This window comes from Geodermatophilus arenarius, assembly GCF_042654585.1.
Taxonomy (GTDB): Bacteria; Actinomycetota; Actinomycetes; order Mycobacteriales; family Geodermatophilaceae; genus Geodermatophilus; species Geodermatophilus arenarius.
In genome coordinates this window covers 1-15,667 of the sequence record NZ_JBHSGR010000028.1, presented here as the reverse complement: position 1 = coordinate 15,667, position 15,667 = coordinate 1, and the positions used below count along the sequence as shown (strand labels likewise).

Annotated in this window: 20 protein-coding genes; 17 read left to right on the top strand and 3 right to left on the bottom strand. The window is 76.9% G+C overall.

What is annotated here, in order from left to right; all coding sequences use genetic code 11:
• The first annotated feature begins 9 nt into the window (after positions 1 to 9).
• Positions 10 to 1,158, top strand: coding sequence for a D-alanine--D-alanine ligase family protein (locus tag ACFO3M_RS20360; protein ID WP_387993257.1), 1,149 nt, complete (start codon positions 10 to 12; stop codon positions 1,156 to 1,158).
• Positions 1,155 to 1,793 carry a hypothetical protein gene (locus tag ACFO3M_RS20355; RefSeq protein WP_387993254.1) on the top strand — a complete coding sequence of 213 codons (639 nt, stop codon included), beginning with the start codon at positions 1,155 to 1,157 and terminating at the stop codon, positions 1,791 to 1,793. The genes ACFO3M_RS20360 and ACFO3M_RS20355 overlap by 4 nt, the downstream gene beginning before the upstream one ends.
• A gap of 6 nt (positions 1,794 to 1,799) precedes the next feature.
• Here ACFO3M_RS20355 and ACFO3M_RS20350 read toward each other — a convergent pair whose 3' ends face one another.
• On the bottom strand, positions 1,800 to 2,294 hold the full coding sequence (locus tag ACFO3M_RS20350) for a DUF3515 domain-containing protein (protein ID WP_387993251.1): 495 nt from the start codon (positions 2,292 to 2,294) through the stop codon (positions 1,800 to 1,802).
• A gap of 94 nt (positions 2,295 to 2,388) precedes the next feature.
• Positions 2,389 to 2,622, bottom strand: a complete 234-nt coding sequence (locus tag ACFO3M_RS20345) for an Lrp/AsnC ligand binding domain-containing protein (RefSeq protein ID WP_091212468.1) — start codon at positions 2,620 to 2,622, stop codon at positions 2,389 to 2,391.
• A gap of 92 nt (positions 2,623 to 2,714) precedes the next feature.
• Between ACFO3M_RS20345 and ACFO3M_RS20340 the strand changes: the two genes are divergently transcribed.
• Genes ACFO3M_RS20340 through ACFO3M_RS20330 form a run of 3 tightly spaced genes read left to right on the top strand, consistent with a single transcriptional unit; the run spans position 2,715 to position 4,880 of the window.
• Positions 2,715 to 3,749 (top strand): thiamine-phosphate kinase, encoded by a 1,035-nt coding sequence (locus ACFO3M_RS20340; RefSeq protein ID WP_387993248.1) that lies wholly within the window; start codon positions 2,715 to 2,717, stop codon positions 3,747 to 3,749.
• Positions 3,733 to 4,263: a GNAT family N-acetyltransferase gene (locus tag ACFO3M_RS20335; protein WP_387993245.1), complete on the top strand. Its 531-nt coding sequence runs from the start codon at positions 3,733 to 3,735 to the stop codon at positions 4,261 to 4,263. Before ACFO3M_RS20340 ends, ACFO3M_RS20335 begins: the two co-directional genes overlap by 17 nt.
• A complete protein-coding gene (locus ACFO3M_RS20330; protein ID WP_387993242.1) occupies positions 4,251 to 4,880 on the top strand; it encodes a cytidylate kinase-like family protein in 630 nt (209 codons plus the stop codon). The genes ACFO3M_RS20335 and ACFO3M_RS20330 overlap by 13 nt, the downstream gene beginning before the upstream one ends.
• A gap of 84 nt (positions 4,881 to 4,964) precedes the next feature.
• On the opposite strand, the gene rpmB is transcribed toward ACFO3M_RS20330, so the two are convergent.
• A complete protein-coding gene (gene rpmB, locus ACFO3M_RS20325) occupies positions 4,965 to 5,147 on the bottom strand; it encodes a 50S ribosomal protein L28 (protein WP_436277817.1) in 183 nt (60 codons plus the stop codon).
• 182 nt (positions 5,148 to 5,329) lie between these two features.
• On the opposite strand from rpmB, the gene ACFO3M_RS20320 reads away from it, so the two are divergent.
• From ACFO3M_RS20320 to ACFO3M_RS20265, 12 genes are all read left to right on the top strand, one after another.
• On the top strand, positions 5,330 to 6,925 hold the full coding sequence (locus ACFO3M_RS20320; RefSeq protein ID WP_387993238.1) for a DAK2 domain-containing protein: 1,596 nt from the start codon (positions 5,330 to 5,332) through the stop codon (positions 6,923 to 6,925).
• 4 nt (positions 6,926 to 6,929) lie between these two features.
• A complete protein-coding gene (recG, locus tag ACFO3M_RS20315; protein WP_387993235.1) occupies positions 6,930 to 9,113 on the top strand; it encodes an ATP-dependent DNA helicase RecG in 2,184 nt (727 codons plus the stop codon).
• Positions 9,110 to 9,664, top strand: a complete 555-nt coding sequence (gene rsmD, locus ACFO3M_RS20310) for a 16S rRNA (guanine(966)-N(2))-methyltransferase RsmD (protein WP_387993232.1) — start codon at positions 9,110 to 9,112, stop codon at positions 9,662 to 9,664. The genes recG and rsmD overlap by 4 nt, the downstream gene beginning before the upstream one ends.
• Complete coding sequence (coaD, locus tag ACFO3M_RS20305; RefSeq protein WP_387993229.1) at positions 9,661 to 10,149, top strand: pantetheine-phosphate adenylyltransferase; 489 nt, start codon at positions 9,661 to 9,663, stop codon at positions 10,147 to 10,149. The genes rsmD and coaD overlap by 4 nt, the downstream gene beginning before the upstream one ends.
• Positions 10,146 to 10,835: a hypothetical protein gene (locus tag ACFO3M_RS20300; protein ID WP_387993226.1), complete on the top strand. Its 690-nt coding sequence runs from the start codon at positions 10,146 to 10,148 to the stop codon at positions 10,833 to 10,835. Before coaD ends, ACFO3M_RS20300 begins: the two co-directional genes overlap by 4 nt.
• Before the next feature lie 185 nt (positions 10,836 to 11,020).
• Entirely contained in the window at positions 11,021 to 11,647 is a 627-nt protein-coding gene (locus ACFO3M_RS20295) for a YceD family protein (protein ID WP_387993223.1), read from the top strand.
• Positions 11,648 to 11,649: 2 nt separating this feature from the next.
• Positions 11,650 to 11,829, top strand: a complete 180-nt coding sequence (gene rpmF / locus ACFO3M_RS20290) for a 50S ribosomal protein L32 (protein WP_089402499.1) — start codon at positions 11,650 to 11,652, stop codon at positions 11,827 to 11,829.
• An 11-nt stretch (positions 11,830 to 11,840) separates the two neighbouring features.
• The gene (gene rnc / locus ACFO3M_RS20285) at positions 11,841 to 12,635 is read left to right on the top strand and encodes a ribonuclease III (RefSeq protein WP_387993220.1); all 795 of its coding nucleotides are present in this window, start codon (positions 11,841 to 11,843) and stop codon (positions 12,633 to 12,635) included.
• A 3-nt stretch (positions 12,636 to 12,638) separates the two neighbouring features.
• On the top strand, positions 12,639 to 13,514 hold the full coding sequence (gene mutM / locus ACFO3M_RS20280) for a bifunctional DNA-formamidopyrimidine glycosylase/DNA-(apurinic or apyrimidinic site) lyase (RefSeq protein ID WP_387993217.1): 876 nt from the start codon (positions 12,639 to 12,641) through the stop codon (positions 13,512 to 13,514).
• A complete protein-coding gene (locus ACFO3M_RS20275) occupies positions 13,511 to 13,786 on the top strand; it encodes an acylphosphatase (RefSeq protein ID WP_387993214.1) in 276 nt (91 codons plus the stop codon). Before mutM ends, ACFO3M_RS20275 begins: the two co-directional genes overlap by 4 nt.
• Before the next feature lie 151 nt (positions 13,787 to 13,937).
• Complete coding sequence (locus ACFO3M_RS20270; RefSeq protein WP_387993211.1) at positions 13,938 to 14,129, top strand: hypothetical protein; 192 nt, start codon at positions 13,938 to 13,940, stop codon at positions 14,127 to 14,129.
• Between the two features lie 76 nt (positions 14,130 to 14,205).
• A partial coding sequence (locus ACFO3M_RS20265) for a chromosome segregation SMC family protein (RefSeq protein ID WP_387993208.1) occupies positions 14,206 to 15,667 on the top strand: 1,462 nt, incomplete at its 3' end.

Below are 15,667 nucleotides of genomic sequence, written 5' to 3'. Positions count from 1 at the left end.
TCGGCCGCGATGAGCGGAACGGGCAAGGTGCGCGTCGCGGTCGTGTTCGGGGGGCGCAGCGCCGAGCACGCCATCTCCTGCGTCAGCGCCGGCAGCGTGATGGCGGCGCTGGACCGGGAGCGCTACGAGGTGGTCCCCGTCGGCATCGCCCGGGACGGCCGCTGGGTGCTCCCCGACGAGGGCCAGCAGCTGGCCATCGACGGCGGCCGGCTGCCCGAGGTCACCGGCGGGACGGCGGTGTCGCTGGTCGGCGACCCCGCCGGGCGCGGGCTGGCCGTGCTGGAGCCGGCCGCTGCGATCGGCCCGGCGCTCACCGAGGTCGACGTCGTCTTCCCGGTGCTGCACGGCGCCTACGGCGAGGACGGCACCATCCAGGGGCTGCTGGAGATGAGCGGGCTGCCCTACGTGGGGTCGGGCGTGTTCGCCAGCGCCGCGTCGATGGACAAGGAGTTCACCAAGAAGCTCCTGGCCGCCGCCGGGCTGCCGCAGGGCGACCACGTGGTGCTCCGCGACGCCGAGGGCGCCCTGTCGGCCGACCCCGGCCTGCTCACCGCCGCCGACCGCGAGCGGCTGGGCCTGCCGGTGTTCGTCAAGCCCTCGCGTGCCGGGTCCAGCATCGGCATCACCCGGGTCACCGACTGGGCGCAGCTCCCCGAGGCGGTGGCCACCGCCGCCGCCGTCGACCCGAAGGTCGTCGTCGAGGCCGCCGTGCCCGGCCGGGAGATCGAGTGCGGCGTGCTCGCCGGCCGCGCCGGCGGGCCGCCGGAGGCCAGCCTGCCGGCCGAGATCCGGCTCAAGCCGGGCACCGACTGGTACGACTTCGACGCCAAGTACCTCGAGGACGCCGTCGAGTTCGACGTCCCGGCCGACCTCACGCCCGAGCAGACGCGGAAGGTGCAGGAGGCCTCCCGCCGCGCCTACCTCGCCCTGGACTGCGAGGGCCTGGCGCGGGTGGACTTCTTCCTCGGCACCGGCCCCGACGGCCGTGAGCGGCTGGTGGTCAACGAGGTCAACACCATGCCGGGCTTCACGCCCATCTCGATGTTCCCGCGGATGTGGGCGGCCAGCGGGGTGTCCTACCCCGAGCTGGTGGACCGGCTGGTCGCCTCCGCACTGACCCGTGCGGGCCGGCCGGGGGACCAGCGGACACCCCGGTGACCCCGGGCCGGCTCGCGGCCGTCCTCGCCGGGCTGGTGTCGCTCGTGCCGGCCATCGGCTGCACGCCCACCAGCGCCACCCCCGCGCCCGCCCCGGCCACGCCGGAGAGCGTCGAGGAGCTCGGGGAGCTGCTGCTCGACGAGGTGCCCTCCGGCCTCCCGCGGATCGCCGACGCCGACCTGCAGCCCCCCGCCGGCGCCAAGACCGTCGACGACGTGGCCACCTACTCCGACGACCCCGCCCGCGAGCGCGCGGTGCTGCGCGAGTACGGCTACCGGCACGGCTGGGAGCGCTTCTGGGGCGCCACGACCGGCCCGCTCACCAGCGTCTTCCTCGACCAGTTCGCCGACCCCGCCGGCGCCGCCGCCTACGCGCGCGACCTCGCCGGCAACGACGCCGAGCTCTACGAGGGCGTGCTGCAGCACGACCCGTCGTCGCTGCCCGAGGGCTGCAGCCTGCTCACCGTGGCCGAGGTCGACCCCGCGACCGGGCTGTCGGGCCCGGCGGCGTTCGCCTGGTGCGCGCACGGGGTGTTCAGCGTCGGGGTGACCGCCGTGGCGGCCACGGAGCAGGCCGCGGGCGACGAGGTGCACGACGCCGTCCGGGCCCAGCTGGAGCGGCTCCCGGCTGCCTGAGCGGCCTCAGCGCGGCGGCAGCGTGTCGGCGATGACGCCGCTGAGCACGGTGACCGGGGCGCTGTCGACGTCGGGCGGCAGGGTCACCTGCACGTAGGCGGCGCGGTCGACCGCGGTCCAGGTCGTGGCCTCCTCGGTCTGCTCGACGAACCAGGTGACCTGGTCGATCTGCAGCAGCCCCTCGCCGGGGACCAGGCCCGCGGGCTGCGGCACGCCGCACACCAGCACGATCGGCGGGTCGCCCCAGGCGGCGGCGTAGGGGGTGTCGGAGTCGACCAGCCGCTGCGGCTCCCCGGTCAGGTCGAGGGGGAGGCCGGACATCAGCGCGGGGCAGTGCGCGTCGGCCTCCGGCGTCGGCGGCGGGACCTCGACCGGCAGCACCGGGAGGTCCTCGGCGCGCTGCTGCGTCGGGGCGCCGCTGACGTCGGCGACCGGCTCGTCGCCCTCGTCGTCGCCGCCGACCACCCGGACCAGGACCAGCAGCGCCACGAGCACCGGCACGACTACGGCGGTCGCGATCAGCGCCAGCCGGCGCAGCGGGTCGCGCGCGGGCGCCGGCGCCGGGTCCGGGGCGGGGGTGTCCTCGCTCAGCGGCTCAGATGTTGACGACGGGGCAGGTCAGCGTGCGCGTGATGCCGTCGACCGACTGGACGCGGGCGACCACCAGGCGACCCAGCTCGTCGACGGTCTCGGCCTCGGCGCGGACGATGACGTCGTAGGGGCCGGTGACGTCCTCGGCCTTGGTCACGCCGGCGATCTCGCTGATCGTGGACGCCACCTGGGCGGCCTTGCCGACCTCGGTCTGGATCAGGATGTAGGCGTGGACCACGGGACGACCTTCCTCGGACGGCTCTGCGGGTGGCTGCCTGCCACCGGCAGACGGACCGGAGCGCAACGTACCCCAGCGACCCGGGGTGGCCTGTGACACGGCCCCGTCCGCTGGTGCCGCGCGAGGACCCCGCCGACAGCGTGCGGGTCGTGGGGGAGTTCGGCGTCATCGCCCGGGTGGTCGCCCGCGCCGGCGCAGCGCGGGTCGCGCAGGTCGGCCCCGGTGACGACGCCGCGGTGCTGCGGGTGCCCGACGGCCGGGTGGTCGCCACCACCGACGTGCTCGTCGAGGGCCGCCACTTCCGCCGGGACTGGTCCTCGGCCGAGGACGTCGGGCACAAGGCCGCCGCCGCGAACCTCGCCGACGTCGCCGCGATGGGCGGGGTCGCCACCGCGCTGCTGGTCGGGCTGGCCTGCCCCGCGGACACGCCCACCTCGTGGCTGGAGGGCGTGGCCGCCGGGATGGCCGCCGAGTGCGCGCCGCTGGGCGCCGCCGTCGTCGGCGGGGACACCGTGGCCTCCGCCCCCGACAGCGCCGCCGTCGTCCTGTCGGTCACCGCGCTGGGCGACCTCGGCGGCCGGGCGCCGGTGCTGCGCTCGGGGGCGCGGCCCGGGGACGTGCTCGCCGTCGCCGGGCGGCTGGGCTGGTCGGCGTGCGGGCTGGCCGTGCTGCGCCGCGGCTTCAGCAGCCCCCTGGCCGCCGTGACCGCGCACCGCCGCCCCACCCCGCCCTACCTCGCCGGGCCGGCCGCGGCCGACGCCGGGGCGACCGCCATGTGCGACGTCAGCGACGGCCTGCTCGCCGACGCCGGGCACCTGGCCGCCGACAGCGGCGTCGTCCTGGACGTCGACCGGGCCGCGCTGGTGCGTGCGACCCTGGAGCCGCCCGGTCCGCTGCAGCAGGTGGCGGCGGCCCTCGGCGCCGATCCGCTGGCCTGGGTGCTCACCGGCGGGGAGGACCACGCCCTGCTGGCGACCTTCCCGCCGTCCGCGGCGCTGCCGGAGGGGTGGGTGCCGATCGGGCGGGTCGAGGAGGGGGAACCGGGCGTGTCCGTCAGCGGGGAGCCCGCGGCCGCGGTCGCGGGAGCGGTCGGTGCGGAGGGGACCGGGCATGTCCACTTCGGCTGAGGTGCGGCTGCGCGACGGGTCGGTCGCGCGGCTGCGCGCGGTGCCCTACGACGACCCGCTGGCCCGCGACCTCGTCGGCCGGGTGCAGCAGGAGTACGTGGAGCGCTACGGCGGCCCGGACGGCGCCGTCGTCGACCCCGCCGAGTTCGTCCCGCCGGCCGGGCTGTTCCTCGTCGCCGAGGTCGACGGCGAGCCGGCCGGCTGCGGCGCCTGGCGCCGGCACACCGGAGGCGACGACCCCACCGTCGCGGAGGTCAAGCGCGTGTACGTCGTGCCGCGCTTCCGCCGGCGCGGCCTGGCCCAGGTGCTCGTCACCGCGCTCGAGGGCTCCGCTCGCGAGTCGGGCCACCGCTCGGTCGTGCTCAACTCCGGCGACCGGCAGCCCGAGGCGCTCGCGCTGTACTCGGCGATGGGGTACACGCCCGTCCCGGGGTACGGCATCTACGCCGGCGAGGCCGGGGCGGTGTTCCTCGGCCGGCGGATCGACGAGGAGGAGCGCCCGTGGGCGTCGTGACGATCTCCGCGTCCTACGGCGCGGGCGGCCCCGAGGTCGGTCCCGCCGTCGCCGAGCGGCTCGGCCTGGCCTTCCACGACCGGGCGATCCCGGCGCAGGTGGCCGGCCGGCTCGGCGTCTCCCAGGACGACGCCGAGGCCAACGACGAGCGCGTCGTGCGCGGCCTGTGGCGGCTGGTGGCCTCGCTGGGTGCCATGCCCGACCCGGTCGGCGGCGTCATGCCGTCGACCACGCAGCCCGACGAGCGGGCCTACCGCGAGCACACCGAGCGGGTGCTGCGCGAGATCGCCGACGGCGCCGGCGGGGTGGTGCTCGGCCGCGGCGGGGCGCTGGTGCTGCGCGACCGGCCCGACGCCCTCCACGTGCGGCTCGACGGCCCGCCGGAGGCCCGCCTCCGGGCGGCGGTGGCGCGCTACGGCCGCCCCGAGGAGGAGCTCCGGCGGGAGCTCGCAGCCAACGACACCACCCGCGAGGCCTACGTCCGGCACTTCTACCGGTGCGACCCCGCGGCGGCCCGGCACTACCACCTCGTCGTCGACGGGACGGCCCTGCCGCTGGGGACGGTGGTGGACCTGGTGGTCACCGCGGCGCGCGCCCGCGGGATCGGCGCCCGCTGACCCTCGCGCACGCGAAGGACCCCGGAGGTCGGCGACCTCCGGGGTCCTTCGCGAGCGGCGGCCTCCGGTCAGGAGGCCCGGCGATCAGGCGCGGACGACCTTGCCCGCGCGGATGCACGAGGTGCAGGCGTTGATCCGCTTGCGGTTGCCGGGGGCGACGAGCGCCCGCACCGACTGGATGTTCGGGTTCCAACGGCGCGGCGTGCGGCGGTGCGAGTGCGACACCGACATACCGAAACCGGGCCCCTTGCCACAGACATCGCACACGGCAGCCACGGTGGATCACTCCCAGAGAATCGATTTTCAGACGGCGGCGCACAGGAGGCGACCGCGAGACCGTCGTCCAGCATAACCGCTCCTCCGCGGAACCGTCGCCGAGGTCGGGGGAGGACGGGGAGCGGCTCCGCCACGGGACCGGGTCCGTCCGTTCCCGCGGGTACCCTCCGGCCGTGCTGCAGGCGCTGGACGACGCCGCGGTCGGTCGCTGGTGCCGGGCCGCGGTCGCCGCGCTGTCCGCGGGACGGCGCAGCCTCGACGACCTCAACGTCTTCCCCGTGCCCGACGGCGACACCGGCACCAACCTGCTCCTCACCGCGCAGGCGGCGGTCGCCGAGCTCGACGCCGCCGGGGGGCGCGAGCCGGCCTGGACCGCGCTCACCCGCGGCGCGGTCCTCGGCGCCCGCGGCAACAGCGGCACGATCCTCGCCCAGCTGGTGCGCGGCCTGTCCGACCAGCTCGCCGGCCAGGAGCCCGCCGACGGCCCCGCGCTGGCCGCGGCGCTGCAGAAGGCCGCCGACACCGCCTACTCCGCGGTCGCCGACCCGGAGGAGGGCACCTTCCTCACCGTCGCCCGCGCCGGAGCCGAGTGCGCCGTGGCCTGCGTCGCCGAGGGTCGCACCGCCCTGGCCGACGTCGTCACCGCCGCGGCCGACGGCGCCCGCACGGCCCTGGAGGCCACCCCCGGCCAGCTCGACGCGCTGCGCGACGCCGGCGTGGTCGACGCCGGCGGCGCCGGCCTGTGCCTCGTCCTCGACGCCCTGGTCGCCACCGTCACCGGCGTCGAGCCCGCCCGACCGCCGCTGGTGCCCCGCCCGGCGCACCCCGCCGACCCCGCCGACGTGCCGCACCAGCCGCCGCCGGGCCCCGGCAGCGAGGTGCAGTACCTGCTCGCCGACACCGACGAGGCCGCCGTCACCGTCCTGCAGACCCGGCTGGCCGCCCTCGGCGACAGCCTCGTCGTCGTCGGCGTCGACACCCCCACCGGCCGGCAGTGGAACGTGCACGTGCACACCAGCGACGTCGGCGGCGCCATCGAGGCCGGCATCGAGGCCGGCCGGCCGCACCGGATCACCGTCACCCCGCTGGCGCCCGTCCGCCCCGCCGCCCCGGTGCCCGGCCGCCGCGCCGTCGTCGCGGTCGTGCCGGGGGAGGGCCTGGCGCAGCTGTTCTCCGGGGAGGGCGTCCGCGTGGTCGCCTGCGGGCCCGACGGCGTCGACGAGGACGAGCTGCTCGACGAGCTGCTCGTCTCGGCCGCCGGCGACGTCGTCGTCCTGCCCAACGACCCCGCGCTGACCCCGGTCGCCGCCCGCGCGGCCGAACGGGCCCGCCAGGCCGGCCGCGACGTCGCCGTCGTCCCCACCCGCTCGCCGGTCCAGGGCCTGGCGGCCATCGCCGTGGCCGACCCCGCCCGCCGCTTCGGCGACGACGTCATCGCCATGGCCGAGGCCGCTGCGGCCACCCGCTGGGCCGAGGTCACCCTCGCCGAGCAGGAGGCGCTCACCAGCGCCGGGTTCTGCCGGCCCGGCGACGCGCTGGGCTCGGCGGAGGGCGACGTCGTGGTGGTCGGGCGCGACCTCGCCGCGGTGGCCTGCGACCTGCTCGACCGGCTGCTGTCGGCCGGCGGCGAGATGGCCACCCTCGTCGTCGGGCCGGACGCCGCGCTCGGTGACGCCGTCTGCGCGCACCTGGCCGCCGTCCACCCGACCGTCGAGGTCGTCCGCTACGACGCCGGCGCGGTCCTGCCCCTGCAGGTGGGGGTGGAGTAGCCCGATGGCGGTGACCCTCGACACCGACCTCGCGCGCGTGCTCGGCGCCAAGACGGCCAAGGCGATGGCCGAGTCGCTGGGGCTGCGCACCGTCCGCGACCTGCTGCGCCACTACCCGCGCCGCTACGCCCGCCGCGGCGAGATGACCCGGCTCGACGACCTGCAGGTCGGCGACCGCGTGACCGTGCTCGCCCAGGTCCGGCGCGTGACCAGCCGGCGGATGCGCAACCGGCCCGGCACGCTCACCGAGGTCACCGTCGGCGACGGCGCCGGCGAGATGCAGCTGGTCTTCTTCAACCGCAGGTTCGGGAAGCTCGAGGAGGGCGCCTGGGGGCTGTTCGCCGGCACGGTCGGCGAGTACCGCCGGACCAAGCAGTTCGCCCACCCGGACTTCCACCTGATCACCGGCGACGACGACGAGGACTGGGCCCGCGCGCTCATCCCGATCTACCCGGCGAGCAAGGACGTCTCCAGCTGGGTCATCCAGAAGTCGGTGCGGCTGCTGCTCGACGCCTCCGGCGGCTTCGGGTTCGTCGAGGACCCGCTGCCGGAGGACCTGCGCCGCCGCCACGGGCTGCTCAGCCTCCCCGCCGCCCTGCTCGACGTGCACCGCCCCACCAGCGACGAGGACGTCGAGCGCGCCGAGGAGCGCCTCAAGTGGGACGAGGCGCTGGTCCTGCAGCTGGTCCTCGGCGCCCGCCGGCGGGCCGCGGCGCTGGAGCCGGGCACCGCCCGCCCGCGCCGCGACGGCGGACTCCTCGACGCCGTCGACGCCGCGCTGCCCTTCGAGCTGACCGAGGGGCAGCGGCAGGTGGGGGAGGAGCTCGCCGCCGAGCTCGCCCGCGACCACCCCATGCACCGGCTGCTGCAGGGCGAGGTCGGCTCCGGCAAGACCGTCGTCGCGCTGCGGGCCATGGCGCAGGTGGTCGACGCCGGCGGGCAGGCCGCGCTGCTGGCGCCCACCGAGGTCCTCGCCGCGCAGCACGCCCGCAGCATCGCAGGCATGCTCGGCCCGCTGGCCCGCGCCGGAGAGCTGGACGGCGACCCCGCGGGCACGAAGGTCGTGCTGCTCACCGGCTCGCTCAAGGCCGCGCCCCGCCGCGCCGCCCGCGCCGCGGTGGCCGACGGCAGCGCCGGGATCGTCGTCGGCACCCACGCGCTGCTACAGGAGGGCGTCGAGTTCGCCGACCTCGGCCTGGTCGTCGTGGACGAGCAGCACCGCTTCGGCGTGGAGCAGCGCGACGCGCTGCGCGCCAAGGGCAACCGGCCGCCGCACGTGCTGGTCATGACCGCCACGCCGATCCCGCGCACCGTCGCCATGACCGTCTACGGCGACCTGGAGACCTCCGTGCTGCGGCAGCTGCCCAGCGGCCGCGGCGGGGTGGCCAGCTCGGTGGTCCCCGTCAGCGACAAGCCCACCTGGCTCGACCGCGCGTGGGAGCGGCTGCGCGAGGAGGTCGCCGCCGGCCGGCAGGCCTACGTCGTCTGCCCGCGGATCGGCGACGAGGACACCGGCAGCGAGGACGAGCCCGACGAGGCCGACGCCCCGCAGGAGAGCGGCGGCGACGACCGGCGCCCGCCGCTGGCGGTCCTCGACGTCGCCGAGGCGCTGAGCGAGGGGCCGCTCGCCGGGCTGCGGCTGGCGGTGCTGCACGGCCGCATGACGCCCGAGGCGAAGGAGGCGACCATGCGGGCCTTCGCCGCCCGCGAGGTCGACGTCCTCGTCGCCACCACCGTCGTCGAGGTCGGCGTCGACGTGCCCAACGCCACCGTGATGGTGGTCATGGACGCCGACCGGTTCGGCGTCAGCCAACTGCACCAGCTGCGCGGCCGGGTGGCCCGCGGGAAGCACCGCGGCCTGTGCCTGCTGGTCACCGAGGCCCGCGAGACGACGGCGACCGGGCAGCGGCTGGCCGCCGTCGCCGGCACCTCCGACGGCTTCGAGCTCGCCCGCGTGGACCTCGAGACCCGCCGCGAGGGCGACGTCCTCGGCGCCGCGCAGTCCGGGCGGCGCTCCACCGTCAAGCTGCTGTCCCTGCTCGAGGACGAGGAGCTCATCGCCACCGCCCGCGCCGAGGCCACCGCGCTGCTGGCCACCGAGCGCGGGCTGGCCGACCACCCCGGCCTCGCCGCCGAGGTCGCCGCCCTGGCCACCGACGAGCGCGCGGGCTACCTCGAGAAGGCATGACGCGGCTGATCTCCGGGGCGGCCGGAGGGCGGCGGCTGAAGGTGCCGCCCAGCGGGGTGCGCCCCACCGGCGACCGCGCCCGCGAGGGGCTGTTCAACAGCCTCGGCACCCTGCTCGACCTCGACGGCGCCGCCGTCCTCGACCTCTACGCCGGCTCCGGCGCGCTCGGGCTGGAGGCGCTGTCCCGCGGGGCCGCGCAGGTGGTGCTCGTCGAGAACGGCCCGCGCGTGCTGCCGGTGCTGCGCGCCAACGTCGCCGCCGTCGGCCTGCCCGGCGCGCGGGTGGTCGCGGGGTCGGTGCCCACCGTCGTCGGCGGCGCGCCGCCGGCCCGCTTCGACCTCGTGCTCGCCGACCCGCCCTACGCCGTCCCGGCCGACGAGGTGCGCGGCGTGCTGAGCGCGCTGGTCACGGGGGAGTGGCTCGCCCCGGACGCGGTCGTCGTCGTCGAGCGCTCCTCCCGCGAGGAGCCCTGGGAGTGGCCGACACCCCTCACCGGGATCCGCGACCGCCGCTACGGGGAGGCCGTGCTCCGGTACGGTCGCCTCCCGTGAGGCGAGCGGTCTGTCCCGGGTCGTTCGACCCGGTCACCAACGGCCACGTCGACGTCATCACCCGGGCCGCGGCGCTGTACGACGAGCTCGTGGTCGCCGTCCTGGTCAACCCCGGCAAGGCCGGGCTGTTCTCCGTCGACGAGCGCATGGAGCTGCTGCGCGAGGCGGTCGCCGAGCTGCCCAACGTCGTCGTCGACAGCTTCAGCGGCCTGCTCGTCGACTACTGCCGCAGCCACGACGTCCCGGTGGTGGTCAAGGGCCTGCGCGCGGTCGGCGACTTCGAGTACGAGCTGCAGATGGCGCAGATGAACCGCGAGCTGGCCGGCGTCGAGACGCTGTTCGTGCCCACCGCGCCGCAGGTCGGCCACCTGTCCTCCAGCCTGGTCAAGCAGATCGCCACCTTCGGCGGCGACGTCTCCCGGCTGGTGCCCAAGGCGGTCCTCGAGCGGCTGCTGGCCAAGCGCGACGACGGGGCGCAGCCGTGACCGAGGTCGTGTACCGGCTCTACGAGACCGTCGACGAGCTCAGCCGGCTCATCGAGAGCGCCCGCAGCGTGCCCATGTCCGGCTCGTGCATGGTGCCGCGCGACCAGGTGCTCGACCTGCTCGACGACCTGCGGGAGAACCTGCCCGAGGAGGTGCACGCGGCCGGCGCGATCGTCGAGCAGCGCACCGAGATCCTCGAGCAGGCGCAGGCCGAGGCCGAGCAGCTCACCGGCCGCACCCGCGAGGAGGCCGACCGGCTGGTCGCCTCGGCCCGCCGCCAGCGCGAGGAGGTCCTCGGGACCGCCCGGCGGCAGCGCGACGAGCTGCTCGCCCGCGCCCAGGCCGAGGCCGAGGACCTGCTGACCCGGGCCGAGGCGGAGGCCGACCGGCTGATCGCCGAGGCGCAGGCGCACCACGAGGCGGTGCTCGCCGACGCGCAGGCCCAGCACGCCGAGGTGCTCGCCGCCGCGCAGGCCGAGCACGAGCGGCTGGTCAGCGAGACCGAGGTCTACCGCGGCGCGGTCGCCCGCTCCGACGAGCTCGGCGCGCAGACCGTCGCCGAGGTCAACCGGATGCGCGCCGAGGTCGACGAGTACGTCGACACCCGGCTGGCCGACTTCGGCACCACCCTCGAGCGGATGCTGCGCTCGGTGGAGAAGGCCCGCGAGACGCTGCGGGAGCCGTAGGAGGGCCACCCTTCCCCCCACGCCTCGCACGCGCAGGCGGAGGGCCCGTGGAGGGTGGCCGTTCCAGCACCCCGCCACGGCCGGACGGCGTCGGCGCGGGATCGGGTAGTCTCGGTTGCTGGTCCGACCACCGGTGTCCGTGCCCGGCCGGATCCCCTCCCACCCTGACGACCGCGAGTACCGACATGCCTGCCGCACCTGCCGACCGCCGCCCCGGCGCCGCGTCCCCCGACGCCCGGCGCCCTGCCGCCGACCCCTGGGCCGTGGAACTGCGCGAGCTCGGCCGCCGTCCGGGCTCGATGCAGGAGCTCGACCGCACCGTCCCGGCCCCCGAGGGCTGGCGGCTGGAGATGATCGGCGTACCCGAGGGCGCGCCGGTCCACCTGCGGCTGCGGCTGGAGTCGGTGATGGAGGGCGTGCTGGTCTCCGGCGACGTCGAGGTGCCGGTCGAGGGCCAGTGCGCCCGCTGCCTGGACCCGGTCGAGGACACCTACGACCTCGACGTCCAGGAGCTGTTCGCCTACCCGGGCAGCACCACCGAGGCCACCAGCGAGGAGGACGAGGTGCGCCTCGTCGAGGGCGAGCGCATCGACCTCCAGCCGATGGTGCGCGACGCCGTCGTCCTCGCCCTGCCGCTCTCGCCCACCTGCACCGAGGACTGCGCCGGCCTGTGCTCCGGCTGCGGCCAGCGCCTCGACGACCTGCCGGACGACCACTCGCACGAGCTGGTCGACCCCCGCTGGGCCGGCCTCGCCGGCCGTTTCACCACCGGAGCGGTCACCGACCGTCCGGGCGACCCTGAGGAGAACTGACCGTGGCCGTCCCGAAGCGGAAGATGTCCCGCGCCAACACCCGCGCCCGCCGGTCGCAGTGGAAGGCGAGCGCCCCCACGCTGGCCCCCTGCCCGAACCGCGCCTGCGGCCAGCTCAAGCCGCCGCACCAGGCCTGCCCGAACTGCGGCCAGCACGCCGGCCGCCAGGTCCTCTCGGTCTGACCCGGTACGACGTGGGCAGCGCCGCCCGCCCGCCGGTCGTCCCCGACGGCGGCTCGCCGGCGGGACCGGCGCACGCCGACTCCGCGGCCGCCTGGCTGCTCGACGCCCTCGGCATCGAGCTGCCCGGCGGCCTGCTGGCGTTGGCGCTGACCCACCGCTCCTACGCCTACGAGCACGGCGGCCTGCCCACCAACGAGCGGCTGGAGTTCCTCGGCGACGCGGTGCTCGGCCTCGTCGTCACCGACGAGCTCTACCGCAGCCAGCCGGACCTGCCCGAGGGCCGGCTGGCCAAGCTGCGCGCCTCGGTGGTCAACATGACCTCGCTGGCCGGGGTCGCCCGGCGGCTCGGCGACGGCGGCCTGGGGCCGCACCTGCTGCTCGGCCGCGGCGAGGAGACCACCGGCGGCCGGGAGAAGGACTCGATCCTCGCCGACGCGCTCGAGGCGCTGATCGGCGCCGTGCACCTGGGCGTGGGCCTGGAGACCGCGGCGGCCGTCGTGCACCGCCTGTTCGACCCGCTGCTGGTCGAGTCCGCCACCCGCGGCGCCGGCCTGGACTGGAAGACCAGCCTCCAGGAGCTCGGCGCCGCCCGCGGCCTGGGCGCCCCCGTCTACGACGTCACCGACGAGGGCCCGCCGCACGCCAAGACCTTCACCGCCGCGGTCTCGCTGGCCGGCGTCGTCCGGGGCAAGGGCACCGGGCGCACCAAGAAGGCCGCCGAGCAGGAGGCCGCCGAGGCCGCCTGGCGCGCCGTCTCCGCCGACGCCCCCGCGCCCGCCGACGCCCCCGCGCCCGCCGGGGACTGACCCGTGCCCGAGCTGCCCGAGGTCGAGGTGGTCCGGCGCGGTCTGGAGCGCTGGGTCGCCGGGCGCACCGTGGCCGCCGTCGAGGTGCACCACCCGCGCGCGGTGCGCCGGCACCTCGAGGGCACCGACTCCTTCGTGCAGTCGCTGACCGGCCGCACGTTCAGCGCCGCGCACCGCCGCGGCAAGTACCTGTGGCTGCCGCTGACCGAGGCCGACGGCACACCCGCCGGCCGGGCGTTGGTCGCCCACCTCGGCATGAGCGGGCAGCTCCTCGTGGAGAAGCGGTCCCAGCCCGACGAGACCCACCTGCGCGCCCGGTTCACCTTCACCGACGGCGGCCGCGAGCTGCGCTTCGTCGACCAGCGCACGTTCGGCGGGCTCGCGGTCGAGGACGCGGACGGCGAGCGGATCCCGCCGCGGCTGGCGCACATCGCCATCGACCCGCTCGACACCTCGTTCGACGAGGCCGGCTTCAGCGCCGCGCTGCGCCGCCGGCGCACCGAGGTCAAGCGGGCGCTGCTCGACCAGACGCTGATCGGCGGCGTCGGCAACATCTACGCCGACGAGGCGCTGTGGCGGGCCCGCCTGCACGGCACGCGGCCCACCGACCGGCTGACCCGCACCCAGGTCGCGGACCTGCTCGACGGCGTGCGCAGCGTGCTCGGCGAGGCGCTGGCGCAGGGCGGCACCTCGTTCGACTCGCTGTACGTCGACGTCAACGGGCAGAGCGGCTACTTCTCCCGCTTCCTCGCCGTCTACGGCCAGGCCGACCGGCCCTGCCCGCGGTGCGGGACGCCGATCGTCCGGGAGTCCTTCACGAACCGGTCGAGCTACAGCTGCCCGCAGTGCCAGCCGCGCCCGCGCGCGAGGCGGTCGTGAGCGACGCCGTCCGCGTGCGCGTGCTGGTCTCCGGCCGCGTGCAGGGCGTCGGCTACCGCTGGTTCGTCCGCGGCCTGGCCGAGTCCGCCGGCCTGTCGGGCTCGGCGCGCAACCTGCCCGACGGCCGCGTCGAGGTCGAGCTGGAGGGACCGGCCGACGACGTCCGCGCCGTCGTCGCCGCGCTGAGCGGCCCGGACGCCCCCGGCCGGGTGACCGGGACGGTGCAGGAGGACCGCGAGGTGCAGGGGGTCCCCGGCTTCACCACCGCGTGACGAAGGCGACATCCCCCCGACACGATGACGCTCCGGTCTTGGCGTTGACCTGCGTGTCGGGGGCTGTCACCCTGGGGACACCGAGCCCGCGCCGACCGACCTCCCGGGGCGGCGGGCACCCCCTCTCGCTGTCGGAAAGGCCGTTTCCGCCATGGCCAAGGCCCTGTTCGGTTCCGTCGTGTCCCCCGCGGAGCTCCGCGTACTCGAGGAGAACGCGGTCCTGCGTGCCAAGGTGCGCCGTCTGGAGCAGGAGCTGACCGAGCTGCGGGCCCAGCGGGAGGCGGCCATCGCCCACGAGCTGATGAGCCTGACCGGCGACAACGCCGAGCCGGCCCTCGCGTAACCGCGTCCTGCTCCTCAGCACCACCCGCCTCGCCCGCCCCGGCGCGCCGGCCCGGGAGGACTAGGCTGCCGAGTCCGTGCACCTGTCCAGCCTGACGCTCAAGGGCTTCAAGTCCTTCGCGTCCCCGACGACGCTGCGGCTCGAGCCGGGCATCACCGCCGTCGTCGGCCCCAACGGCTCGGGCAAGTCCAACGTCGTCGACGCCATCGCCTGGGTCCTGGGCGAGCAGGGCGCCAAGTCGCTGCGCGGCGGCAAGATGGAGGACGTCATCTTCGCCGGCACCGCCGGCCGCCCGGCGCTGGGCCGGGCCGAGGTGACCCTCACCATCGACAACGCCGACGGCGCGCTGCCGATCGACTACACCGAGGTCTCGGTCACCCGCCGGATGTACCGCTCCGGCGAGAGCGAGTACGAGATCAACGGCGACAAGGTCCGCCTGCTCGACGTGCAGGAGCTGCTCAGCGACGCCGGCATCGGCCGCGAGATGCACGTCATCGTCGGCCAGGGCCAGCTCGACGCCGTGCTGTCCGGCCGCCCCGAGGACCGGCGCGCGTTCGTCGAGGAGGCCGCCGGCGTCCTCAAGCACCGCAAGCGCAAGGAGAAGGCGCTCCGCAAGCTCGACGCGATGCAGGCCAACCTCGACCGGCTGGCCGACCTGACCGCCGAGCTGCGCCGCCAGCTCAAGCCGCTGGGCCGCCAGGCCGAGGTCGCCCGCCGCGCCGCCGGCGTGCAGGCCGAGCTGCGCGACGCCCGCCTCCGGCTGCTCGCCGACGACCTGGTCGGCCTGCGCGACGCCCTGGCCAAGGACGTCGCCGACGAGACCGCGGCCCGCGAGCGGCGCGCCGTCGTCGAGGCCGAGCTGGTGCAGGTGTCGACGCGGGAGGGCGCGCTGGAGGCGGCGCTGGCCGCGGACGCGCCGCGCCTGGGTGCCGCGCAGGACACCTGGTACCGGCTGTCCGCGCTCGGCGAGCGGTTCCGCGGCGTCGCCCAGCTGGCCGCCGAGCGGCACCGCCACCTGTCCGCCGCCGGACCCGCCCCCACGGGCGGCCGCGACCCCGAGCAGCTGGAGGCCGAGGCCGACCGGGTCGCCGCGACCGAGGCCGAGCTCGCCGCCGGGCTCGAGGCCGAGCGCGGCCGGCTCGCCACCGCCGTCGCCGCCCGCGCCGGGCTGGAGGAGGCGCTGGCCGCGGAGCAGCGCGCCTGGGTGGCCGCCACCGGCGAGCTCGCCGACCGCCGCGAGGGCCTGGCCCGGCTGTCGGGGAAGGTCGCCGCCGGGCGCTCCCGCGCCGCCGCCGGGCAGGCCGAGGTGGAGCGGCTGGCCCAGGCCGCCGCCGAGGCGGCCGCGCGCGCCGAGGCCGCCGGGGCGCGGCTGGCCGAGCGGCGGGCCGGCGTCGCCGACGTCGACGACGAGGACGTCGCGCTGGTCACCGCGCACACCGACGCCGTCGCCGCGCACACCGCCGCCGCGCGGGCGGTCACCGAGCTCGCCGACGCCGAGCGCGCCGCCGACCGCGACCGCGCCGCCTGGGCCGCCCGCC

Excerpts from the sequence above, each read along its gene's own strand:
- rsmD (WP_387993232.1), top strand. The coding sequence starts at position 9,110 with ATGACGCGGCTGATCTCCGGGGCGGCCGGAGGGCGGCGGCTGAAGGTG.
- recG (WP_387993235.1), top strand. The coding sequence starts at position 6,930 with ATGGCGGTGACCCTCGACACCGACCTCGCGCGCGTGCTCGGCGCCAAG.
- ACFO3M_RS20295 (WP_387993223.1), top strand. The coding sequence starts at position 11,021 with ATGCCTGCCGCACCTGCCGACCGCCGCCCCGGCGCCGCGTCCCCCGAC.
- ACFO3M_RS20335 (WP_387993245.1), top strand. The coding sequence starts at position 3,733 with ATGTCCACTTCGGCTGAGGTGCGGCTGCGCGACGGGTCGGTCGCGCGG.
- ACFO3M_RS20360 (WP_387993257.1), top strand. The coding sequence starts at position 10 with ATGAGCGGAACGGGCAAGGTGCGCGTCGCGGTCGTGTTCGGGGGGCGC.
- ACFO3M_RS20270 (WP_387993211.1), top strand. The coding sequence starts at position 13,938 with ATGGCCAAGGCCCTGTTCGGTTCCGTCGTGTCCCCCGCGGAGCTCCGC.